Raw genomic sequence first — 20,615 nt, 5'->3', positions numbered from 1 at the left:
GTATAGGGTTAGTCGTCACAATCCATCCAGTTTGGCCAGGAGAAACATCATGCAAGCAGCACACGTTTACCGCTGGGGCTTCAAGGCCGCGGCTCTGCTACTGATCAGCAGCGTGCTGAGCGGTTGCGGCATCAACACCATTCCCACCCTGGACGAACAGGCCAAAGCCGCCTGGGGCCAGGTGCAGAACCAATACCAACGCCGGGCCGACCTGATCCCTAACCTGGTGGAAGTGGTCAAGGGCTACGCCGCCCATGAACAAGGCACGCTCACCGCGGTGATTGAGGCGCGGGCCAAGGCCACGTCGATCCAGGTGGACGCCAGCACCCTCGACAACCCGGAAAAACTCAAGCAATTCCAGCAAGCCCAGGATGGCCTGAGCGGTGCCCTCAGCCGTTTGATGGTGGTGTCCGAGCGTTACCCGGACCTGAAGGCGAACCAGAACTTCCTGGCGCTGCAATCCCAGCTTGAAGGCACCGAAAACCGTATCGCCGTGGCCCGCCGCGACTTTATCCAGGCGGTGCAGGCCTACAACACCGAGATTCGCACCTTCCCGGGTCGCCTGTGGCATAGCGTGATGTACAGCGACCTGCCGATCCGCGCCACGTTTGAAGCGACCAGTGCCGACGCCGATAAAGCGCCGCAAGTGAAGTTCAAATAAGGCTTCTCTGAGGTGTCGATGCGTTTATTACGGACAGGCTTGGCGCTGTGGTTGCTGGCGTGCGTCGGTGTCGCCCAGGCGGCGCTGACCTTTCCGGCATTGACCGGGCGGGTGGTGGACGCCGCGCAGATGATCGACCCGGCAACGCGCGCGCAGATTACCCAGCAGTTGCAGGCGCTGGAACAAACGTCCGGCGACCAGCTTGTGGTGGTCACCGTGCCCGACCTGCAAGGCGTGCCGATTGAGGACTACGGTTACCAATTGGGTCGCCAGTGGGGCATCGGCCAGAAGGGCAAGGACAACGGCGCACTGTTGATCGTTGCCCGTGATGAGCACAAATTGCGCATCGAGGTCGGCTATGGCCTCGAAGGTGTGCTGACCGATGCGCAGTCATGGGTGATCATCAACCAGGTGATTACGCCCAAGTTCAAGGCCGGCAATTACAGCCAGGGCATCAGTGACGGCGTGGCGGCCATGGTGCAAGTGGTGGGCGGTGAACCGCTGGCGGTGCCGGCGCATGTGGCGGATGCGAATTTCGCCAAGGATAATCCGGGCTTTTCCATCGGCTTGTTTATCCTGCTGATCGGCGTGTTATGGCTGTGCAATCGCCTGGGCCTGCCGGTTGGCGCTATCCTGCTGGCGATCCTCAGCAGCAGTGGCCGCGGCGGTGGTGGCGGGGGTGGCGGCGGCGGTGGCTTCCGAGGCGGCGGCGGTGGTTTCGGCGGCGGCGGTGCCTCAGGTGGCTGGTAATGAAGGTGCGGCGGGTAATGACAATAACTAAAAAAGAGCAACTACAACCATGGCATTACTGACTGAACACGAGCAGCGCCAAGTCGCCGAAGCGATCGCCCGGGTTGAAAAAACCACCGACGCCGAACTGGTCACCGTGCTGGCGGCCCGCGCCGACGATTACGCTTACATCCCGCTGCTATGGGCCAGCCTGATTGCGTTGGTGGTGCCTGGCGTGGTGCATTACTTGTCGGGCTACCTGACCATGTACACCTTGCTGTTGGCGCAGTGGGCGACGTTTATTGTGCTGTGCCTGGTGTTTCGCTTGCCCAAGGTCACCACCCGCTTGATCCCGCGTTCGGTACGCCATTGGCGCGCGTCGAACCTGGCACGCCGGCAGTTTCTGGAGCAGAACCTGCACCACACGCTGGGCGGCACCGGCGTGCTGATTTTTGTCTGCGAGGCGGAGCGGTATGTGGAAATCCTGGTGGACGAGGGGATTTCCAAACGCCTGGATAACAGCAGTTGGGATGGCATCGTCAAGGCGTTTACCCAGCAGGTGAAACACGGGCAAACGCTGGCGGGGTTTATCGCCTGCATTGAAGCCTGTGGCGAGTTGCTCAAGGTGCATGTGCCGGTGACGCAGACGCGTAATGAACTGCCCAACCGGCTGATCGTGCTGGAGTAACCCAAACACCGCTGAACCTAAGGGCTAGCCGTTTTTCTGTGGGCGTCGGGCTTGCCCGCGATGGCCTCACCTCGGTTTGCCTGATGGGCCGCGGTGCCAGCATCGCAGGCAAGCCAGCTCCCACACAAAGCAGCTCTCACATTTGATTTGCGGCGGCTGAGTGACCGTTGATCAAATAACCCCGTGCCCTCAACGCCTATCCCCCCTAAAATGCCCGGCATTCCCAGCCCGAGGCGTTTTTGTTCATGTCCGTCACCGCTCAACCTGCCAGCCCTGCGCCGGATCATCACGCCCAGTTCATCGAACTGCTGAGCGCAAGCCTCGCGCAGCAGGCCTTTATCAAGCTGGTGCTGGCCAAGTACGTCGGTGAGGAAGCCGAGTTGCAGCGGCTGATCATCAAGCCCGTGACGGTCAAGGAACAGCCGTGCCTGTCCTTCGTCTACCGCTACAAAACCCGCGACATCACCAAGAACTTCCCGCTGGCGGACGGCGTGGCGGCGATTGCTGCGTTGTTGCCGGCGTCATTCAAGAACGCGCACTTGCTGTCGCTGACGGATGAAGCCCAGTTGGAGTACAGCAAGAAGAACAAAAGCTCGCTGTTCAAAAGCAAGCCGCAGCAACTGCGTGAGGCGCCCTCCGCAGAGCATAACCGCGAGAAAAATCGCTTCCTGGACCTGACACGGCCGTTCCTCGCGGACCTGGGCGTCACCGACGCCAAGCAGGCGCTGATCCCGTCGATGTCGCGCAAGTGGAAGCAGATCAATAAATTCATCGAAGTGTTCAGCCATGCGCTGACCTCGTCACCGTTGAAACTGGACCGGCCGGTGCGTGTTGCCGACTTTGGTTCGGGCAAGGGCTACCTGACCTTCGCTATCCACGATTACCTGCGCAACACCCTCAAGGCCGAGGGCGAAGTGACGGGTGTCGAGCTGCGCGAAGACATGGTGACCCTGTGCAACACCGCCGCTGCGCGCCTGGAACACCCGGGGCTGGTGTTCAAATGCGGGGATGTGCGCAGCGTCGCGCCGAGCGAACTGGACGTGATGATCGCCCTGCATGCCTGCGACATCGCCACCGATTACGCGATCCACACCGGCATCCGCTCCGGCGCGTCGATCATCATGTGCTCGCCGTGCTGCCACAAACAGATTCGTCTGCAAATCCAGAGCCCGGTGCTGCTCAAGCCGATGCTGCAATACGGCCTGCACCTGGGCCAACAGGCGGAAATGGTCACCGACAGCCTGCGTGCGTTGTACCTCGAAGCCTGCGGTTATGAGACCAAGGTGTTCGAGTTCATCTCGTTGGAGCACACCAACAAGAACAAGATGATCCTGGCGGTCAAACGCACGGAGCCGATCGACAACGCGCAGTTGCTGGAAAAAATCCAGGCGCTGAAGGCGTTCTACCAGATCAGCGAACACTGCCTGGAAACCTTGCTGCGCGCGGAGGGTTATTTGAGCTGAGAACGCTGCAAATCAAATGTGGGAGCCGGGCTTGCCCGCGATGGCATCACCTCGGTTTTCTGACAGACCGAGTTGCCTGCATCGCAGGCAAGCCAGCTCCTACACAGGCCTGCTTTCACATTAAATAGCGTTCGGCTTGGGAAGGGGTGCAGCCTGCACCGCCGTCTTGCGCCCGAGCATCACCGTCACGATCACCCCGCAGGCAAACACCCAGGTAATCGGCTCGATATGTTCACCAAAGAACAACGCCGAAAACGCGATGGTGAAGAAAATCTGTAACAGCTGAATCTGGCTGACCCGTGCAATGCCGCCCATGGCCAGCCCGGCGTACCAGGCAAAAAACCCCAGGAACTGCGAGAACAGCGACACATAGCCAAACGCCCACCAGGTGCGCATGGAAATTGCGCCTTGGTGCTGCGCCGCCAGGTACCACACCGGGCCGATCAACACCGGCGTCGACAGCACCAGTGCCCAGCAGATCACCTGCCAGCCACCCATCTCTTTGGCCAGCCGGCCACCTTCGGCATAACCCAGGCCGCCCACGGCAATTGCGCCGAGCATCAACAAATCACCGGCCTGGATACTGCCGGCGCCGGTGATCAACGCGTAACTCAACACCAACGCACTGCCCAACGCCGCGCAGGCCCAGAAGGCTTTCGACGGCCGCTCATGGGACAGCCACGCCGCATACAGCGCCACGCACAGCGGTTGCAGGCCGTTGACCAGAGCGCCATGGGACGCCGGCAAGGTTTGCATGGCCCAGGCCGACAGCACCGGGAAACCGAGAATCACGCCGGCGATGACCAGGCACAACCCGCGTACCTGGCGCCAGGTCGGCCAGCGCTCACGGCGCCACAGCAACAGCGCCGCCGCCGGCACCGCCGCGAACAACGCGCGACCCAGGCCGTTGAGCAACGGGTGGATTTCCTGCACCACGATGCGCGTGAAGGGCAGGGTCAGGCTGAAGATGATGACGCCCAGCAAGCCGAGGGCCATGCCGGTGTTTTCGCGCGAACTCATGAGTCGGGACCAGAATCTGGAGGGCTTCAAGGAACGCCCATCTAGCCACAACCCCCGCCAAACGCGGGCCTACAGCTGGTCGCAGATTGATCCGTACAGTTCCACTCTCACCGCGGGCAGGCGCGCCGCCGTTGCGGGTCAGCCCGGCTCCCGGGTTGGACCGCTACGGCCTGGCGGACCGAGAGCTGCTGTGCGAGCTGGCTTGCCTGCGAGGGCGTCAGCCCGGTCTATTAGAAGAACCGCGTAATGCTGATCTTCGCATCGCGGCCTTTGGTGTAGGCACGGTCGCCGCTCAGGGCCGGGCGGAAGTTACTGTTGAACAGGTTGTCGACGGTGACATTCACTTCGGTGCCTTTGAGGTAAGCCTGTTGCGGTTTCCATTTGGCGAACAGGCCTTGGGTGTTGTAGGCCTTGTTGCCGTACTGGTCGTAGAACAGGTCGCCCAAACTGCTGCCGGGGCCGCCGGAATATTTGTCACTCGGCAAGCGATGGGTCGCGCCGATGAACTGGCCCATCCAGCCCACCTGAGCATCCCAGGCTGGAATGTGGGTGCCCAGTACCAGCACCCATTTGGTCGGTGGAATGTCACGTGCCGGCACGTCCGGGCCCCACGGGTTGGTGTAGGCGCCCTGGTGTTCGCCTTTGGCGTAGGCGAACGACACCGAGCCGAACAGGTAGGTGGAGTTGTAGAACGATTCGAGCTCGAAGCCCTTGATGGTCAGGCCGCCGATGTTGCGGTAGTTGGGCATTGCCCCCGCTGGGCAGGCGCTGGAAATCGTGCCGCCATTGATGGCCTGGTTCTGGCAGCCGACGCCGGTGGCTTTGAAAATTTCGTCTTCGACTTTGTTGTGGAACACGGTGGTGCGCACTTGCAGGTTGTCGTCCTGGGCAAGCACGTTATCGAAGCTGACGACACTGCCCACGGTGATCGACGTGATGCGCTCGGGGTCGAGGTCAACGCTGGTGGCCGTGCGGCTGCCCAGGCCTTGCACTTCGTACTGTTCGTCGATGACCGGTGCGCGCCAGGTTTTGCTCCAGTTGGCGAACAGCCCAAGGTGCGGGGTGACGTTCCAGAACAGCGCCAGGCGCGGTGACCAGCCGGTGTAGGTGCGGTCGCTGTAGTCGTGGCCGAAGGCTGGGTCGGGGTTGTTGTAGTACGGCGCATCGTTGCCTTCGCCACGGTTACGCACGTGGTCGTAGCGCAGGGAGGGAGTGAGGGTCACCTCGCCGACGGTCACCGCATCCTGCACAAAGACGCTGTGGGTATCGACCTTGCCGTGGGGCATGAAGCCCGGCTGGAAATGCCCATAGTGATAGCGCGCGGTGTTGTACGTGGCGCCAGGCATCCACATCTCGGTTTCGCGGCTGTGCCTGCGAACCTGCCCGCCGACGGTCAGCGCGTGCTGCAACGGCCCGCTGTCGAACAGGCTGACGTTGCGGATGTCGAGGTGCTTGTCGGTGTAGGCGGTGTCCATATTGCGCCCGCCGCTGGCCAGTTGGAAAAACGCGCTGGCGTCGCGCTCGTCGGTCTGGTCGGTGTTGGACTGCGAATACTTGACGGTCAGGTCCACCAGCGGGTTATCCAGCGGCGTGTATTCGTACTTGCCCGACCAGGTGGTGTCGACGGTGTCGCGGTGGGCTAAAAAGCGCTTCAACGCACCTTCGTAGCCGTAACGGTCGATGTTGGCTTGGGTCGGCGGCGTCGGGTAGCTGGCAGCGGAGAAGGGTGTCCAGCGATTGCTGTGGGACCGCGAGTAGGACAGGCCAACGCTGTGCTCATCGGTGAAGTGCGCGTTGACCTTGAACAGTTTGCCGTCCACATCCTGGGCGCTGTTGGGCAGGCGCTGAGGGTTGACCGGGTACTCGTTGTTGTCGTTGGGCAACTTGCCGGCCACTTTCATATCACCGCCGTCGCGTTGGGTCAGGTAAGCCAGCGCGTCAAAACGAGCGTCGTCGGTGCGGCCATACACGGCACTGCTGTAGACCTGTTCGTGGTCATTGCTGGAGTAGCCATATTTGAGCATGGCGCCGCTGTTGCGACCGTCCTGGAGCAGGTCCGGCGCGTCCTTGGTGGTCATGTTGACCGTGCCGCCAAACCCGCCGTTGCCGGTGAACGGCGAGTTGGGGCCTTTTTCGACCTCGATGCTTTTGATCAACTCCGGCTCGATAAACACGGTACCTTGCTGGTAGCGCTCGAAGCCGCTCTTGGTGGCGCCGTCGACGGTCAGCGGTACGTCTTCGGCATCACCGAAGCCGCGGATGTTGATGGTCTGGCCGCCGGGTTTCAACGAACCGCCCTGGCTCACGCCGGGCAAGGTCTGCAACAGGCTGGGGATGTTATTGGACTGGTAGCGGTCGATGTCGGCCTGGGTCAGGGTCGAGCGGTTGACGGTGCTCGCGTCGACGTCGTTACCGGTGCCTATCACGCTGAGGGCGTCGAGCTGGATCGCGCCGCTGTAGCGGGTTTTGTCTTCGGCGGGGCGCACGATGTAAGTGGTGCCGACTCTGATCAGGCTGAACTCGCTGTTTTTCAGCAGGGTGCGAATCGCCACTTCCGCGGTGAACGCACCGTTGAGTGCCGGTGCCTGCGCGTTCTTGAGCAGCGCTTCATCGAACAGCAGCTGGATTTTCGCTTGCTGCGCCACTTGGCTCAGCGAGGTGGCCAGCGACTGGGCGGGCAGTTGCAGCGTGAATGTCTCGGCCTGCGCACTGAGGCTGAACGCCAGGCAGCTGGCAATAACGGACGGTCGAAGAAACAGGTGCAAAGCGTGGCAAGGCGCGCGAAACATGGAATCCCCCGGGGCGGCTAACTAGCCAAAAAGGTGTGCGTATCAAGCACAGTCGGGAGGAAGACGGCGCAGGCCAAAAAATCCACACCTGCGAATGCAAAATATTCTCAAATGGGTGCGAGCCCTACTGGGTCGGTTCGATTCTTAAGATGCCGTCGGCCGACGCCACGGCCTTGACCGGCAGCAGGGCAGGCAGGGCATTGAGCAGAGCGTCCGGGTCATTCACATCCAGATTGCCCGAGACCTTCAGTTGCGCCACGGCTTTGCTGACCTGTAACGGTGCCTGGGGCCGGTAGAGGCTCAACTCGTCAATGAGGCTGGCCAGGTCGCGATTGCGAAATGAGAGGTGCCCGCTGCGCCAATCGGCGACTTCTTCGCCGGTAAGGGTTTGCTGTTGAACAGTGCCTTTGGCGTAACTGTAAGTCGCGCGTTGCTGCGCACCGAGCACGGTGACGGGGCTTTTGGCGTCCGCTTCGAAGGCGACCTGGCCATGGGCGACACTGATCACCAGTTGCTGCTGGCTGCGCCGCACATCAAACCCGGTGCCGACCACCCGCACGTTGGCTGCGCCGGCTTGCACGTACAACGGCCGTTCCTTGTCGGCCGCGACCTCGATGTACAGCTGGCCCTTGTCCAGATGCAGGATGCGTTGATGGGCGTTGAAATCCACCCGCAGGTGGGTGTTGGCATTTACATACAGCGTGCTGCCATCGGGCAGGTTGAGCGTGCGCATGCCTTTGGCGTGCCCGGCGATTTGGCTGTGGTAGAGCTCACGAGGCGCGCCGATGTGGCTGGTCAGCACTGTGCAGACCAGCGCTGCCGCGGTGGCGAGGGCGGGGCGCCAGAACGAGGGTTTGCGCGTGGGCAGTGGCACGGGTTGGTTCAGTTGCTGCAACTGGGCGAGGTCGGCCCACAGTTGCTCGAATTCGGCGTAGGCGCGGGCATGGGCAGGCTCGGCCTGCCAAGCGGCGAAGGCTTTGCGGTCGGCACGCGCCGGGTCATTGCGGTTGCGCGCGAACCAGCTGGCGGCTTGGGCATCGATGGAGTCGCTCGCTTCGATGTCCAGGGCGTCGATGTCGCTCAAGCGGTTCATTCTGGCTGCTCCGTGCCGGGGTCAATGTGAAGACGTCGCTTGCAATGCAGCAGGGCGAAAGCGATGTGCTTTTCGACCATGCTGGTCGAAATGCCCATGCGCTCAGCGATCTGCGCCTGACTCAGGCCTTCGAAGCGATGCAGCATAAGGGCTTCTCGCCTGCGGGGCGAGAGTTCGGCGAGGACTTCTTTCAACTGTTCCAGGCGTTGCAGGCGCTGCGCGGCGGCCATCGGGTCGTTTTGTTCATCGGTGAGCGGCTCGGCGTGGGGATCGGCCGGGTCAGCGTAGGCGATGTGCCGTACCTTCTGTTTACGCCAGTGATCGCGCAGCAGGTTGCGCGCCATCTGGAACAGAAATGCCCGTGGCTGCTCGACCTTGGCGCGGTCGCGGTAGTCCAGCCACTGGGTGAAGACATCCTGGGTCATGTCCGCCGCGTCGCTGGCGTTGTCCGTGCGTTTGCGCAGGAAATACAGAATATCTGCATAGAACCTGCGAAAGGCATCGACCGACAACGGATCGGGCTTGGGACGAGACATGGCTATCCTTCTTGACGAAGTACGACGTAGATAAGCCATGAATGATATCGAGAATTATTGTCATTTGTCGCTGTGTAATGAATGAACTCGGTCAAAATGTGGGAGCTGGCTGGCCTGCGATGCAGGCACCACGATTTGTCAGCTAAACCGAGGAGATGCTATCGCAGGCAAGCCAGCTCCCACAGGAGGCCACGGCTCTATCGCAGTAATGTCCTAAGCTGCTCGACCCCCGCTGCACCCAAGGGGAACACCGGCAACCTTGGATCACCCGCGTCCAACCCGGTCAAACGCAACCCGGCCTTGATCGTCGCCGGCAACCCACCCTTGAGGATGAATTCCAGCAGCGGCAACTGGCGGTAGAACAGTTCGCGCGCCTTGCTCAGATCATTGGCCAACACCGCCTCGTACAACGCCAGGTTGAGCGGCGCGATCAGGTTCGGCGCCGCCGTGCACCATCCTTTTGCGCCCGCCGCAAAGGCTTCCAGGGCCAGCGGGTTGCAGCCGTTGTAAAACGGTACGTCACTGTGCCGATGCAACTGGTGCATGCGCTGAATATCCCCAGTGCTTTCCTTAACCATGCTCACGTTTTCGACGTGCTGGACGATGCGCAGAATCAACTCCACCGACATATCCGTGCCGCTGGTGGCCGGGTTGTTATAGAGCATGATCGGCACGCCGACGCTCTCGCCAATCGCGGCATAGTGGGCGAGGATTTCTGCTTCGCTGAGTTTCCAGTACGAGGTCGGCAGTACCATCACCACATCGGCGCCATTGGCCTCGGCGTAACGGGCGCGACGCACGGCCTTGGCGGTGGTCAGGTCGGACACACTGACGATAGTCGGTACGCGCCTGGCGATTTTCGCCAGGCTGTAGGCACTCACTTCATCCCACTCGGCGTCGCTCAAGTAGGCGCCCTCGCCGGTACTGCCCAAGGGCGCGATGGCATGCACGCCGCTGTCGATCAAACGGTCGATGGAGCGGCCCAGGGCGTCGAGGTCAATGCGTTGGCCGTCGGCGCTGAACGGCGTGATGGTGTATCCGATGATGCCGTGAATAGCGGGTGTGGGCATGGGAAGTCTCCAGTCAAAAAAGGGCAATCAGTTCAAGCAGTCGGCGTGTTGGCGCAGGCTCTGCCGGGCGTAGTAATTGAACGCGGCGCCGTGGCGCTTGGGCTTGGAGATCCAGGCATGGGCCTCGCGGCCCAGCGCCGGCAGGATCGGCTTGATCGTGCCCGCGGCCATCGCCAGCAACTGCAACTTGGCCGCGCGCTCAATCAACTGCGCGATCACGCAGGCTTCTTCGATGCTCGCCCCGGTGGCCAGTTGGCCGTGATGCGAAAGCAAAATCGCGCGTTTGTCGCCCAGCGCCGTGGTGATGATTTGCCCTTCTTCATTGCCCACCGGCACGCCCGGCCAGGCTTCCAAGAAAGCGCAGTCTTCGTACAGCGGGCAAAGGTCCATGTGCGACACCTGCAGCGGTACTTCCAACATCGACAGCGCGGCAATATGGGTGGGGTGCGTATGGATGATGCAGTTCACATCCGGCCGCCCACGGTATACCCAGGTGTGAAAACGGTTGGCCGGGTTGGGGATGCCGTGGCCTTCCAGGACGTCCAGGTCCTCATTGACCAGCAACAGGTTGCCGGCGGTGATTTCGTCAAACCCCAGGCCCAGTGGCTGGGTGTAATAAGTGCCAGGCGTGGGGCCTCGCGCGGTGATCTGCCCGGCCAGGCCGGAGTCGTGGCCATGTTCGAACAGGATGCGACAGGTGAGCGCCAGCTTTTGCCGGTCGGTCCACGTATTATCCGCCAGTGAATTTTGCATCTGGATCAGCGCTTGCTTGACCAGTTGCTCTTTGGGGAGTGCTAATGTCTTGGCCATATCGGTGTCCTTTGGGTGGTTCAATGGACGTCGGATTTGCGGGTCTCCAGCGCGAGCAAGGCTGTTGGGTGAATGCAAATGACACTAAAGATGCTATATGACACATTGTGTCATTGGCAAGCGCAGCTCTCGCTTTTCTGCATGGATTAACTGCATAAAATGTCTATCCGTTTGAAATTATTGAGAAAAAAACTTGGGGTAACCTTGGAGTCCTTGGCCGAAAAGTCCGGGATGACCAAGAGTTACCTGTCGAAAGTCGAGCGCGGGCTCAACACGCCGTCGATTGCCGCCGCGCTGAAACTGGCCAAAGCCTTGAACGTGAAGGTCGAAGAACTGTTCAGCGAAGACAGCGTCAGCCTCGACAGCTACAGCCTGGTGCGCAGCCATGAGCGGCCGGACACCGCGCCGGGTTATGCGGTGCTCGCCCATCAGGTCAGTGAGCGCAGCCTGCTGCCGTTCATCATCTACCCGCCGGCGGAGTTCACCGACAAGACGTTCAAGGAGCATGTGGGAGAGGAGTTTCTGTTCGTGCATGAAGGCCGGGTGGAAGTGGATTTCATGAACGAACGGGTGATTCTGGAGCGGGGTGACGCGCTGCACTTCAACGCGCAAAAGCCTCACCGGCTTCGCTCGGTTGGGGAGGTGCAGGCGCAGTTGTTGGTGGTGGTGCACAGCGCTGAGGAATGACTGCGATCACTAGTTGAAATGCAATCAATGTGGGAGCTGCTTTGTTCAGGTGATCAGCGCTCGACCGGCACCGAGAGCGCCGAATTACCCAGCGGATGCGTGCGCGCCGCAAAAAACTTCAGCGCCACACCGCTGCCCTCAAACAACGCCGCATACCGGCGTTTCTGCTGACGAATAAACCCGTCGCTGCGCCCCGATACCGAAATCGCCAGGGTGGTCAGCTTGGCCTGGCGCAGCGCATCCACCAGGTGTGTATCCTGCGGCCCCAAATCATGGCCGAAGATGCACAGTGCGCCCTCATGGCTGAGCAGTTGCTCATAACAGAACGACAGATAGTCCGAGCTGCGGATGGTCTTGAGCTTCTCTTCCACGTTGCCTTCGCTGACAAACAGCGGCACATCGTCCAGGGTCTTGATCGTGTTGTTGATCGCAAAGCTGCTGAGCAAGGTGCTGTCGGTGGACGGCAGTTTGCGCGCCGTGCCGTCGAGGTTGCGCACCAGGTGCAGGCCTCCATGCAGGTAGAGGATGCGCGTGGCGTCGGTGTGCGTGTTGCGCAGGTCGAAGCTGGCGTCGGCGCTGCGGAACAGGTCATCAATGCCCGGGGTGTGCAGGATCGCCCAGTAGTTGAGCAAGTCGTAGTTACTGGTGAACACGCTGGCGTAGCGGGCCAGCTCCGCGTTGATCGTCGCCAGCGTCGACGGCTGCACCAGGCGCCACGGAATGTGCACGGCGTGGATGGTGTTGATCAACGCTTCCTTGATCGCATAGTAGCGATTGCGCGGCGCGGCCGAGCTGACTGCCAGGGCCTTGTTGACCCGGCTGGTGGTTTTCAATGCGCCCAGTGCTTGCTCGAAACTGCGGGTTTGCAGGGCGTCAAACACACTCAGCTCGGATGCGCTCAGGGGTTTTTCCTCGACGGTGCGTGCGTTTTCAAACAGCGAGTCGTAGGCAAAGTCTTCCCAAATGGCCCGGCTGGCGCCGTTGCCGATCAGAATCCCATTGAAGTCCACGCTGCTGCGCAGCGCGCTCCAGTCTTCAAGGTGGGCGTCAATATCCTGGAAATCCTTCATTGCGGCGGGTCTACTCGAAATCGGCTGGGTGGTGACTTTATCACGAGCCGGAGTTGATCTTGGTCAAGATGCCGCAGGCAAGTGAGGTTGATCCTGTACCTATAACGCCTCTGAGGATTCGCCATGAGCAGCACCTTCTTCATCCCCGCCGTCAATATCATGGGCATCGACTGTCTCGACGAAGCCATGATCGCCATCCGCAATTATGGCTTTCGCAAGGCACTGATTGTCACCGACGCCGGCCTTGCCAAGGCGGGCGTGGCCAGCATGATCGCCGAGAAGCTGGCGATGCAGGACATCGACTCGGTGATTTACGACGGTGCCAAGCCCAACCCCAATGTGGAAAACGTCGAAAAAGGCCTGGCGCTGTTGCAGCACAGCCACTGCGATTTCGTGGTGTCCCTGGGCGGCGGTTCGCCCCATGACTGCGCCAAGGGTATCGCGCTGTGCGCCACCAATGGCGGGCATATCGGCGACTACGAAGGTGTCGATCAGTCCAGCAAGCCGCAACTGCCGCTGGTGGCCATTAACACCACCGCCGGCACCGCCAGCGAGATGACGCGCTTTTGCATCATCACCGACGAAACCCGCCACGTGAAAATGGCCATCGTCGACCGCAACGTCACGCCACTGCTGTCGGTCAACGACCCCGCGCTGATGGTCGGCATGCCTAAGGGCCTCACCGCCGCCACCGGCATGGACGCCTTGACCCACGCCATCGAAGCCTACGTGTCCACCGCCGCCAACCCGATCACCGACGCCTGCGCGATCAAGGCCATCGAGCTGATCAGCGCCAACCTGCGCCTGGCGGTTCGCGATGGCAGCGACATGGCCGCACGGGAAAACATGGCCTACGCGCAGTTCCTGGCCGGGATGGCGTTCAACAATGCGTCCCTGGGTTTTGTGCACGCCATGGCCCACCAACTGGGCGGCCTGTACGACTTGCCCCACGGCGTGTGCAATGCGGTGTTGCTGCCCCATGTGCAAAGCTTCAACGCCAGCGTCTGCGCCAAACGCTTGAGCGACGTGGCACGCGCCTTGGGCGCCGATATCAAGGGCATTACCCCGGAAGAGGGCGCCCAGGCCGCGATCGCGGCCATTCGCACGTTGGCCCTGGATGTTGAGATCCCGGCCGGGCTGCGCGAGCTGGGCGCCAAGCTGCAGGATATTCCGCTGCTGGCGACCAATGCGTTGAAGGACGCCTGTGGGTTGACCAACCCACGGCGCGCCGATCAACGTCAGATCGAAGAAATATTTCGCAGCGCGTTCTGATCGGCCCGGCAGCGGGCGGCGCACACACATGCGCCGCCCGCCAACGCTACACACAACAGCGCCATCGGCCACGCCTGCTGACTCACCAGCAGGCTCGCGCCGCCGCCGATCAGTGCCGCCATCAATTGATGCATAAAGCCGCTCAAGGCCATGGCATAGGAACCGCTCACCGGCGACTCATCATTGGCCAGCGACAAGCTGATGGGGTAACTCATCGACTGCCCAAAAACCGCCAGGCAATACGGCAGCCACAGCAACACTGCCAACCCGTCGCTGAACACACTGCCCAGCAGCATCACGGCCGTGCCTGACAACACCAGGGCCACGCCCCAACTCATCATCGCCAACCGTCCGGTGCGCGCGACCCAGCGATTGACCATCAACGCGCCTGCAAGATACGCCGCGCTGATCGGCCAACCCAGCCAGCCATATTGGGACGGGCTCCACTCAAAATGGCCCTGCAGAATGAGCGGCGCACAGGTGTTGAACGCGATGATCACCCCATAGCCCAACCCGCCGGCCAACGCGGCGTGCAAGAAGGCCGGGTGGCGCACAATCGTCGCGTAAATGCGCGTCGCGGATACCGACGAATCGGCTTTTACCTGTGCCGCAAACACCACCCGCTGCAACACCAGCATTAACCCGACAGCGCCGATTGCCAACGCATAAAAAATCGCTTCCCAACCGAACGCCACCTGCAACACCGAGCCGGCAAATTGCCCGATTCCCAACGCGATGACAAAGGTCATGCCCAGCCACGACAACCCCTTGGCCAGCAATGCACCGCTGAAACTGTCACGCACCAATACCCGGGCCATCACCGACACGCCGCCCGCGCCCAGGCCCTGAACCAGGCGTAACGCCAGGAACGACTCGATATTGAACGCTGACGGAATCGCCGCACTCGCCAGTGCGTACACCGCCAGTGCACCAAGCAATACCGGCTTTCTTCCAAACCGCTCGCCCAGGCTGCCCCACAGCAACATCGGCAATGCCATGCCCACCAGGTACACCGCCAGGGCCAATGCGACCTGGTCTTCGGCGGCGGGCAGGGCATGGGCAATCGCCGGTACGGCGGGCAGGTAGCTGCTGATACCGACTTGACCGAGGAAGGCGGCGCTGCAGGCGAGGGCGAGGGTGGTGGTATTTTTCAAGGGCGGGCTTATCCTTTTTCAGCGGTAAGCTACAAGCTGCTAGTGTGTTTGTCTCTAACGTGCAGCTTATCGTTTGTCATCAAGGAACCCACCCAATGAGAGTTCTCCTATTCGGCGCCACCGGCATGGTCGGCCAAGGCGTGCTGCGCGAGTGCCTGCTGGCGGCTGACGTCCAGGAAGTCGTCGCCGTCGGCCGCACCCCGTTGACCCAGGAGCACGACAAACTGCATCAGGTGTTGCACAGCGACATGCTGGATTTCCAGCCCCTGGAAAACTTGCTGCAAGGGTTTGACGCGTGCTTTTTTTGCCTTGGTGTTTCGTCGGCGGGCATGAATGAAACCCGGTACACCCACCTCACCTATGACCTGACGCTGGTCGCCGCCAGTACCCTGGCGCGGCTAAACCCGCAAATGACGTTTATCTACGTGTCCGGCGCCGGCACCGACAGCTCCGAGGCAGGCAAGTCGATGTGGGCGCGGATCAAAGGCAAGACTGAAAACGCCTTGCTGCGCCTGCCGTTCAAGGCGGTGTACCTGTTTCGGCCGGGGGTTATCCAGCCCTTGCATGGCGTGCGCTCGAAGACGCCGTTGTACCAATCTTTCTATACCGTGCTCGGGCCGGTGCTCTCGTTTGTGCGTCGCGCCAAGCCCGGCTGGGTGGTCAGCACCGAGACCGTCGGCCAGGCCATGTTGGCGGCGGTGCGCCATGGCGCGCCGCACGCGGTGGTGGAGCAGGCCGAGATCAATCGCTTGGCCGCCGAGCGTCGCTGATGTTGCACAAGAGCCTGGTGGTGCTGGGTGCGATTGGCTTTTTCAGTGCCGGCATCTTTGCCGACCACACCACCTTCCTGATCATGCGCTGGGCATGTTGGGCGCCGGCATTATCGCCTCGATCCCGACGTTCTGGACCCTGCCCCCCAAACTGCTGGCGGGCGCCGGTGCCGGTGCGGCCGGTGGCATTGCGGTGATCAACACCCTTGGCCAGTTCGGCGGCATTGTCAGCCCGGTGATGGTGGGGCGGATCAAGGACCTCACCGGCAGCACCACCCCGGCGCTGTATGTGATCGGCGTGTGCGCACTGTTGGCCGCAGCGCTGCTGCTGTGGGGCTTGCCGCAAAAGCTGCGCACGTTGGACAGGGGATGATCAGCTTGCCGTTGCCAATGCCCGCGCGGGCGAGCTGCTGAACTGAATCAACGCCACCCCGCCGATCAACAGCAACGCCCCCAGCACACGGGGCGTTGTGAGTTGGCGCTCGGCCAGGCCGAACAGGCCAAAGTGATCGAGCAGCAGCGAGGCGAGGATCTGACCGGCCATGGCCAGTGCAATAAACCCCGACGCGCCCAGCTTGGGCAGCAGCATCAGTGCCAGGGAAATGAAGCACACGCCAAATGCGCCACCGGCCCACATCCACAGCGGTGCCTGGCTGATAAAGCTCAGGCTCGGCAGTGGTAAACGCAGGGCCAGTATCACCGGCAGCAACACGATGATGCTCACCAGCAATGAGGCCAACGTGGCCCATAAGGGGTGACCGAGGCCGCGCCCGAGGTTGGCATTGATTGCACTTTGAAACGGCACCACCGCCCCGGCAATCACCGCCAGCGCTAACAAACCCACCCAATGCAACGTGGTCATTTCGACTCTCCCAGAGGTTTTACTGGACTCTAGGCTATTCGTCGCGCAAATTTAAATTCCAAATTCTTATGCAGAGCATGCAGTTGATGAATGATCTTCGCCGCATTGACCTCAACCTGCTTGTGATTCTGGATGCCTTGCTCAGCGAGCAACATGTGACTCGCGCCGCCGAGCGTTTGCACCTGAGCCAGCCGGCGGTCAGTCACGCATTGGCCCGCCTGCGAGACCTATTGAATGACCCGTTGCTGGTGCGCCAGGGCGGCACGCTGGTGCCGACGGCGCGTGCCCTGGAGTTGGCGACGCCGTTGGCCGAAGCCCTGGCCCAGGTGCAGGCCCTGTTGGCACCGAATCGGTTTGACCCGGCGTCAGCCAAACGCAGGTTTCGCGTGGCGATGTCGGACTACAGCGCGGCCATTTTTCTGCCTGGTTTGGTGCGCACGTTACGCCGTGAAGCGCCCGGCATCGACCTGCAAATCATCCAGGCCAGCCGTGAAGGGATGGTGGACGGCGTGCTCAATGGCGATATCGACCTGGCGGCCGGGGTCTTCCCCGATATGCCCGCCGAACTGCGCACCACGCCGTTGTTTGAGGAGCATTACACCTGCCTGGTGGACCGCCACAGCCTGCCGCAAAGTGGCACGCTCGACCTGCCCACCTACCTGTCGCGCCCGCATGTACTGCTGGAAATGCGCGGCAGTGGTACCCCGGAAATCGAGCGCGCGTTGACGGCCATTCGTGAGCGCCGGCATGTGGCGATCAGCCTGCCGCACTGGGGCGTGGCGCCGCAGTTGATCCAGGGCACCGACCTGATCCTGACCGTCTCATCCAGGGGGTTGCTCAGCATCGATCAGCAGCATTTGTTGGCCGTGCCGCCACCGTTTCATATTCCCTCGTTTGCCTTTGAGCTGGCGTGGCATGCGCGGCGGGGTGGGGATTCGGGGTTGCAATGGTTGATCGCGCAGGTACAGGGTGTATTGTCCGCAAGCCACCGATGACAGGAATGCCAACATGCTCTCAGGCCTCAACCACCTGACCCTTGCCGTGACCGATGTGAACCGCAGCGTCAGGTTCTACCATGAGCTGTTGCAGCTTCAGCTCGACGCCACGTGGGACAACGGCGCCTACCTGTCGTTGCCCGGTGTGTGGGTGTGTTTGTCGCTTGATCCGTTGCGCGTGTCGGCACCCGCAGTTGACTACACCCACTACGCGTTCACGGCGGATGCCGGTGATTTCAACGCGCTGGTGGCGCGCCTGCGAGCCGGCGGTGTACAGGAGTGGCGCGACAACCGCAGTGAAGGTGCGTCGTTCTATTTCCTCGACCCCGATGGGCACAAGCTTGAGGTGCATGTCGGCAATTTGGCTTCGCGTCTGCAAGCCTGTCGTGCCAAGCCATATGCAGGCATGCAGTTTTACCGGTAGCACCCGAACGTGCAGAATCCCTGCACCTCTTAACCGTCTGTCAGAGTCGCGCCCATGACCCCATCCTTGTTGCTCGCCGTCCTCGCTTCGGGTTTTATCTACGGCATTACGCCGGGCCCGGGGGTGCTGGCTGTGTTCGGCATCGGTGCTGCGCGCGGGCGTCGCGCCGGGGCAGGGTTCCTGTGCGGGCATTTGCTCGGGGATGTGGTGTGGTGCAGTACGGCGCTGATCGCCATTGTTGGCGCACGGGAAGTCGGTAGCAGTGCATTTGATGTGTTGGGTGTGCTCAGTGGGTTGTATTTGTTCTGGCTCGGCTGGCGCGCCATTCGCACGCAACGGCGTAGCAGTGACGCCCCCCAGGGCGCTGCGCGGCATCCGTTTTGGCACGGCATTTTGTTTGGCTTGACCAACCCCAAGGCCTACCCGGTGGCGGTGGCGACGTTCACGGCATTGCTGTCCAGCCGCGCCGAGCTGCTGACCTGGGCAATGCTGCCGTCCTTGATCTTCCTGAGCTTTGTCGGTGGCCTGCTGGCTTATGCGATTCTGATCGCTGTGGTCGGGGCGCAACGCGTGCGTACGGTGTATCAGCGCCATGAAATCCTGATCACCAAGCTCTGCGGCGTGATGTTTATCGGCTTTGCCATTAACGCGCTCGCGCACGCATTACCGGGCCTGTTTGCCAGCAAACCGGCCTGAGGCAGCCACGACCGTTCGTCGCACTGGCAAGTTTTTTCTAAACCTTTGCCGCCCTGAAAATTCGAATTCAGGGTGAGGTGTCTGTCCTCGCACCTATTTTTGCCCTGGAGGAACCCATCATGAGCCGCATGGCTATCCGGTTACGCACCGCCAGTTTCGCGATGCTGCTGGGCCTCGGCGCCAGCAATGCTTTCGCCCAGTCGCCTGCTGAATTCATCGAGCAGGCTTCGGCCAAAGGCATGGCCGATATCGAAACCAGTCGCATGGCCCACGCCAAAACCTCGTCTCAGGAAATCAAGGATTACACCATCGAGGTCATCAACGAGCGCACCCTGGCCAACCAGCACCTGGCAGCGATTGCCAAGAAACTCGACTTGCCGGTGGCCCCGCGCGAGAAGATCGCTGACAAAGCCGAAACCCTGATGCCCGAACTCAAGGACGGCGACTCCTTTGACGCTGCCTACACGGCGCAGCAGGTCAAGGAAAACGAAGACGCCATCGCCTTGTTCAAGCAGGAAGGCGCGGCATCGGATGTACCGGAAATAAAGGCGCTGGTAGATGAGACGCTGCCTAAGTTGCAAGAGCGTCTGCAGAAGGCCCGCGCGTTGGCATCGACCTACGGTAAAGGTCATCAAGGCGACGGTTGAACCCGTGACTTGAAATGAACAACGGCGGTTGGATCCTCTCCAACCGCCGTTTTTTTATGCGTGTTTTTTATGCGTGGTTCAGATCGGTTTTGTTCGCGACTGCATCGTCGACGGTTTCACCGCAACTGCTGTTCAGGCTGACACTGCGCGTAGCCCCGATGCTGCGGTATTCGTTGCGCAGTTTTTCCAGTTCTTTGCGGTCCAGGCCATCCAGGCTCAGCACGGCGTTTTGTGCATCCTTGGACACGCGCAGCAGCTCATCAATCTTGATATGCAGGATGTCATTGTCGCGGTTTTGCGTGTTCTGGATCAGAAACACCATCAGGAAGGTAATGATGGTGGTCGAAGTGTTGATGATCAGCTGCCAAGTGTCGTTGTAGTGGAAATAAGGCCCGCTCAGAGTCCACAGGAAAATCAGTGCGACGGCGGCGTAGAACGTCCGGGCACTGCCTGCCCAGCGGGACAGAGACTGCGAGACTGCGGAGAATTTCATGACCGTTTTCCTCAAAAGGTGGGTGATGAAAGTATGGACCGCAGGGGTGCTTTGAAATTTCTTATTACATTTGAGCGGGTGGACAAACGTGTACGTTTTTGTCGTGCAGGCGTTTAGAACGCCAGTTCCGCCTGGCCTGCACCTTCCAACGCGAGCAGATACTGCTTGGCCTCCAGCCCACCGGCAAACCCGGTCAGCCCGCCTGAGGCGCCTATCACCCGATGGCAGGGCGCAATGATCGAGATCGGATTGCGCCCGTTGGCAGCGCCCACTGCACGCACGGCTTTCGGGTTACCAATCTGCTGGGCGATCTGGCTGTAGCTGCGGGTTTCGCCAAAGGGGATGGTCAGCAGCGCCTGCCAGACTTGCTTCTGGAACGCGGTGCCGGTGAAGTCCAGTTCCAGTTCGAATTGGTGGCGGGTGCCGGCGAAATACTCCTTCAATTGTTGCTCGGCTGCCAAGAGCACAGCGCTGTCGTTAGCCTCGCGCAACTCACCCAGGCGCACGCGGTTGGCGCGCTCTTTTTCCCAGAGGATGGCATTGAGTTTGCCATCGCGCGCCACCAGGGTGAGCTGGCCGACGGGGGAGGGCATGCGCGTGAATTGGTAAGACATGAGCGGACTCCTGCTGGGTGAGTGTGGTTCAAGCCTAAGGCGACACGCTCATCGGCAAACTACGTTTCTTGC

The 20,615-nt window shown here is 61.2% G+C and carries 22 protein-coding genes and 1 pseudogene; 12 read left to right on the top strand and 11 right to left on the bottom strand.

Annotated features, from left to right (window positions below):
- The first annotated feature begins 49 nt into the window (after positions 1-49).
- The 4 genes from JFT85_RS08975 to JFT85_RS08960 all read left to right on the top strand — a co-directional run bounded on the left by JFT85_RS08975 (position 50) and on the right by JFT85_RS08960 (position 3,541).
- The gene (locus tag JFT85_RS08975) at positions 50-661 is read left to right on the top strand and encodes a LemA family protein (RefSeq protein ID WP_201229722.1); all 612 of its coding nucleotides are present in this window, start codon (positions 50-52) and stop codon (positions 659-661) included.
- A gap of 18 nt (positions 662-679) precedes the next feature.
- A complete protein-coding gene (locus tag JFT85_RS08970) occupies positions 680-1,411 on the top strand; it encodes a TPM domain-containing protein (RefSeq protein WP_053254842.1) in 732 nt (243 codons plus the stop codon).
- 49 nt (positions 1,412-1,460) lie between these two features.
- Positions 1,461-2,078: a TPM domain-containing protein gene (locus JFT85_RS08965; RefSeq protein ID WP_053254843.1), complete on the top strand. Its 618-nt coding sequence runs from the start codon at positions 1,461-1,463 to the stop codon at positions 2,076-2,078.
- Between the two features lie 245 nt (positions 2,079-2,323).
- Entirely contained in the window at positions 2,324-3,541 is a 1,218-nt protein-coding gene (locus JFT85_RS08960) for a class I SAM-dependent methyltransferase (protein ID WP_069552641.1), read from the top strand.
- 120 nt (positions 3,542-3,661) lie between these two features.
- Here JFT85_RS08960 and JFT85_RS08955 read toward each other — a convergent pair whose 3' ends face one another.
- The 6 genes from JFT85_RS08955 to JFT85_RS08930 form a co-directional block, all read right to left on the bottom strand.
- A complete protein-coding gene (locus JFT85_RS08955; RefSeq protein ID WP_053254845.1) occupies positions 3,662-4,561 on the bottom strand; it encodes a DMT family transporter in 900 nt (299 codons plus the stop codon).
- A 230-nt stretch (positions 4,562-4,791) separates the two neighbouring features.
- Positions 4,792-7,350 (bottom strand): TonB-dependent receptor, encoded by a 2,559-nt coding sequence (locus tag JFT85_RS08950; protein ID WP_169875755.1) that lies wholly within the window; start codon positions 7,348-7,350, stop codon positions 4,792-4,794.
- 124 nt (positions 7,351-7,474) lie between these two features.
- Entirely contained in the window at positions 7,475-8,443 is a 969-nt protein-coding gene (locus JFT85_RS08945; protein WP_169875756.1) for a FecR family protein, read from the bottom strand.
- A complete protein-coding gene (locus JFT85_RS08940) occupies positions 8,440-8,979 on the bottom strand; it encodes an RNA polymerase sigma factor (protein WP_053254848.1) in 540 nt (179 codons plus the stop codon). The genes JFT85_RS08945 and JFT85_RS08940 overlap by 4 nt, the downstream gene beginning before the upstream one ends.
- 197 nt (positions 8,980-9,176) lie before the next feature.
- Positions 9,177-10,049: a dihydrodipicolinate synthase family protein gene (locus tag JFT85_RS08935; protein WP_069552644.1), complete on the bottom strand. Its 873-nt coding sequence runs from the start codon at positions 10,047-10,049 to the stop codon at positions 9,177-9,179.
- A 27-nt stretch (positions 10,050-10,076) separates the two neighbouring features.
- Positions 10,077-10,859 carry an aldolase gene (locus tag JFT85_RS08930; RefSeq protein WP_053254850.1) on the bottom strand — a complete coding sequence of 261 codons (783 nt, stop codon included), beginning with the start codon at positions 10,857-10,859 and terminating at the stop codon, positions 10,077-10,079.
- Between the two features lie 159 nt (positions 10,860-11,018).
- Between JFT85_RS08930 and JFT85_RS08925 the strand changes: the two genes are divergently transcribed.
- Positions 11,019-11,546, top strand: a complete 528-nt coding sequence (locus tag JFT85_RS08925) for a helix-turn-helix domain-containing protein (RefSeq protein ID WP_053254851.1) — start codon at positions 11,019-11,021, stop codon at positions 11,544-11,546.
- 53 nt (positions 11,547-11,599) lie between these two features.
- Here JFT85_RS08925 and JFT85_RS08920 read toward each other — a convergent pair whose 3' ends face one another.
- Positions 11,600-12,616: a DUF4917 family protein gene (locus tag JFT85_RS08920; RefSeq protein ID WP_069552646.1), complete on the bottom strand. Its 1,017-nt coding sequence runs from the start codon at positions 12,614-12,616 to the stop codon at positions 11,600-11,602.
- A 123-nt stretch (positions 12,617-12,739) separates the two neighbouring features.
- Here JFT85_RS08920 and yiaY point away from each other — a divergent pair, with 123 nt between their 5' ends.
- Complete coding sequence (gene yiaY / locus JFT85_RS08915) at positions 12,740-13,888, top strand: L-threonine dehydrogenase (protein ID WP_069552647.1); 1,149 nt, start codon at positions 12,740-12,742, stop codon at positions 13,886-13,888.
- Here the strand turns inward: yiaY and JFT85_RS08910 are convergent.
- The gene (locus JFT85_RS08910; RefSeq protein ID WP_201229721.1) at positions 13,855-15,042 is read right to left on the bottom strand and encodes an MFS transporter; all 1,188 of its coding nucleotides are present in this window, start codon (positions 15,040-15,042) and stop codon (positions 13,855-13,857) included. The genes yiaY and JFT85_RS08910 overlap by 34 nt on opposite strands.
- 95 nt (positions 15,043-15,137) lie before the next feature.
- On the opposite strand from JFT85_RS08910, the gene JFT85_RS08905 reads away from it, so the two are divergent.
- Both JFT85_RS08905 and JFT85_RS08900 read left to right on the top strand, forming a co-directional pair.
- A complete protein-coding gene (locus JFT85_RS08905; protein WP_053254855.1) occupies positions 15,138-15,812 on the top strand; it encodes an NAD(P)H-binding protein in 675 nt (224 codons plus the stop codon).
- A 14-nt stretch (positions 15,813-15,826) separates the two neighbouring features.
- Positions 15,827-16,185 (top strand): annotated as a pseudogene (locus tag JFT85_RS08900) (MFS transporter); the annotation flags it as partial.
- Here the strand turns inward: JFT85_RS08900 and JFT85_RS08895 are convergent.
- The gene (locus JFT85_RS08895) at positions 16,186-16,674 is read right to left on the bottom strand and encodes a DMT family transporter (protein ID WP_053254857.1); all 489 of its coding nucleotides are present in this window, start codon (positions 16,672-16,674) and stop codon (positions 16,186-16,188) included.
- A gap of 77 nt (positions 16,675-16,751) precedes the next feature.
- Between JFT85_RS08895 and JFT85_RS08890 the strand changes: the two genes are divergently transcribed.
- The 4 genes from JFT85_RS08890 (at position 16,752) to JFT85_RS08875 (ending at position 19,436) form a co-directional block, all read left to right on the top strand.
- The gene (locus JFT85_RS08890; RefSeq protein ID WP_375232800.1) at positions 16,752-17,669 is read left to right on the top strand and encodes a LysR family transcriptional regulator; all 918 of its coding nucleotides are present in this window, start codon (positions 16,752-16,754) and stop codon (positions 17,667-17,669) included.
- A gap of 13 nt (positions 17,670-17,682) precedes the next feature.
- Positions 17,683-18,093 (top strand): fosfomycin resistance glutathione transferase, encoded by a 411-nt coding sequence (gene fos / locus JFT85_RS08885; RefSeq protein ID WP_053254859.1) that lies wholly within the window; start codon positions 17,683-17,685, stop codon positions 18,091-18,093.
- A 54-nt stretch (positions 18,094-18,147) separates the two neighbouring features.
- Positions 18,148-18,789, top strand: coding sequence for a LysE family translocator (locus JFT85_RS08880; protein ID WP_053254860.1), 642 nt, complete (start codon positions 18,148-18,150; stop codon positions 18,787-18,789).
- Between the two features lie 119 nt (positions 18,790-18,908).
- Positions 18,909-19,436 (top strand): DUF4142 domain-containing protein, encoded by a 528-nt coding sequence (locus JFT85_RS08875; RefSeq protein ID WP_053254861.1) that lies wholly within the window; start codon positions 18,909-18,911, stop codon positions 19,434-19,436.
- Between the two features lie 67 nt (positions 19,437-19,503).
- On the opposite strand, the gene JFT85_RS08870 is transcribed toward JFT85_RS08875, so the two are convergent.
- Positions 19,504-19,929, bottom strand: coding sequence for a low affinity iron permease family protein (locus JFT85_RS08870; RefSeq protein WP_201229719.1), 426 nt, complete (start codon positions 19,927-19,929; stop codon positions 19,504-19,506).
- Positions 19,930-20,042: 113 nt separating this feature from the next.
- The gene (locus JFT85_RS08865) at positions 20,043-20,543 is read right to left on the bottom strand and encodes a methylated-DNA--[protein]-cysteine S-methyltransferase (RefSeq protein WP_201229717.1); all 501 of its coding nucleotides are present in this window, start codon (positions 20,541-20,543) and stop codon (positions 20,043-20,045) included.
- Positions 20,544-20,615 lie beyond the last annotated feature (72 nt).

This window comes from Pseudomonas sp. TH04, assembly GCF_016651355.1.
In the GTDB taxonomy this organism is placed as follows: domain Bacteria; phylum Pseudomonadota; class Gammaproteobacteria; order Pseudomonadales; family Pseudomonadaceae; genus Aquipseudomonas; species Aquipseudomonas fluorescens.
This window is presented reverse-complemented; position numbering and strand designations above follow the sequence as displayed.

Excerpts from the sequence above, each read along its gene's own strand:
- JFT85_RS08975 (WP_201229722.1), top strand. The coding sequence starts at position 50 with ATGCAAGCAGCACACGTTTACCGCTGGGGCTTCAAGGCCGCGGCTCTG.
- JFT85_RS08970 (WP_053254842.1), top strand. The coding sequence starts at position 680 with ATGCGTTTATTACGGACAGGCTTGGCGCTGTGGTTGCTGGCGTGCGTC.
- JFT85_RS08965 (WP_053254843.1), top strand. The coding sequence starts at position 1,461 with ATGGCATTACTGACTGAACACGAGCAGCGCCAAGTCGCCGAAGCGATC.
- JFT85_RS08960 (WP_069552641.1), top strand. The coding sequence starts at position 2,324 with ATGTCCGTCACCGCTCAACCTGCCAGCCCTGCGCCGGATCATCACGCC.
- JFT85_RS08955 (WP_053254845.1), bottom strand. The coding sequence starts at position 4,561 with ATGAGTTCGCGCGAAAACACCGGCATGGCCCTCGGCTTGCTGGGCGTC.
- JFT85_RS08950 (WP_169875755.1), bottom strand. The coding sequence starts at position 7,350 with ATGTTTCGCGCGCCTTGCCACGCTTTGCACCTGTTTCTTCGACCGTCC.
- JFT85_RS08945 (WP_169875756.1), bottom strand. The coding sequence starts at position 8,443 with ATGAACCGCTTGAGCGACATCGACGCCCTGGACATCGAAGCGAGCGAC.
- JFT85_RS08940 (WP_053254848.1), bottom strand. The coding sequence starts at position 8,979 with ATGTCTCGTCCCAAGCCCGATCCGTTGTCGGTCGATGCCTTTCGCAGG.
- JFT85_RS08935 (WP_069552644.1), bottom strand. The coding sequence starts at position 10,049 with ATGCCCACACCCGCTATTCACGGCATCATCGGATACACCATCACGCCG.
- JFT85_RS08930 (WP_053254850.1), bottom strand. The coding sequence starts at position 10,859 with ATGGCCAAGACATTAGCACTCCCCAAAGAGCAACTGGTCAAGCAAGCG.
- JFT85_RS08925 (WP_053254851.1), top strand. The coding sequence starts at position 11,019 with ATGTCTATCCGTTTGAAATTATTGAGAAAAAAACTTGGGGTAACCTTG.
- JFT85_RS08920 (WP_069552646.1), bottom strand. The coding sequence starts at position 12,616 with ATGAAGGATTTCCAGGATATTGACGCCCACCTTGAAGACTGGAGCGCG.
- yiaY (WP_069552647.1), top strand. The coding sequence starts at position 12,740 with ATGAGCAGCACCTTCTTCATCCCCGCCGTCAATATCATGGGCATCGAC.
- JFT85_RS08905 (WP_053254855.1), top strand. The coding sequence starts at position 15,138 with ATGAGAGTTCTCCTATTCGGCGCCACCGGCATGGTCGGCCAAGGCGTG.
- JFT85_RS08895 (WP_053254857.1), bottom strand. The coding sequence starts at position 16,674 with ATGACCACGTTGCATTGGGTGGGTTTGTTAGCGCTGGCGGTGATTGCC.
- JFT85_RS08890 (WP_375232800.1), top strand. The coding sequence starts at position 16,752 with ATGCAGTTGATGAATGATCTTCGCCGCATTGACCTCAACCTGCTTGTG.
- fos (WP_053254859.1), top strand. The coding sequence starts at position 17,683 with ATGCTCTCAGGCCTCAACCACCTGACCCTTGCCGTGACCGATGTGAAC.
- JFT85_RS08880 (WP_053254860.1), top strand. The coding sequence starts at position 18,148 with ATGACCCCATCCTTGTTGCTCGCCGTCCTCGCTTCGGGTTTTATCTAC.
- JFT85_RS08875 (WP_053254861.1), top strand. The coding sequence starts at position 18,909 with ATGAGCCGCATGGCTATCCGGTTACGCACCGCCAGTTTCGCGATGCTG.
- JFT85_RS08870 (WP_201229719.1), bottom strand. The coding sequence starts at position 19,929 with ATGAAATTCTCCGCAGTCTCGCAGTCTCTGTCCCGCTGGGCAGGCAGT.
- JFT85_RS08865 (WP_201229717.1), bottom strand. The coding sequence starts at position 20,543 with ATGTCTTACCAATTCACGCGCATGCCCTCCCCCGTCGGCCAGCTCACC.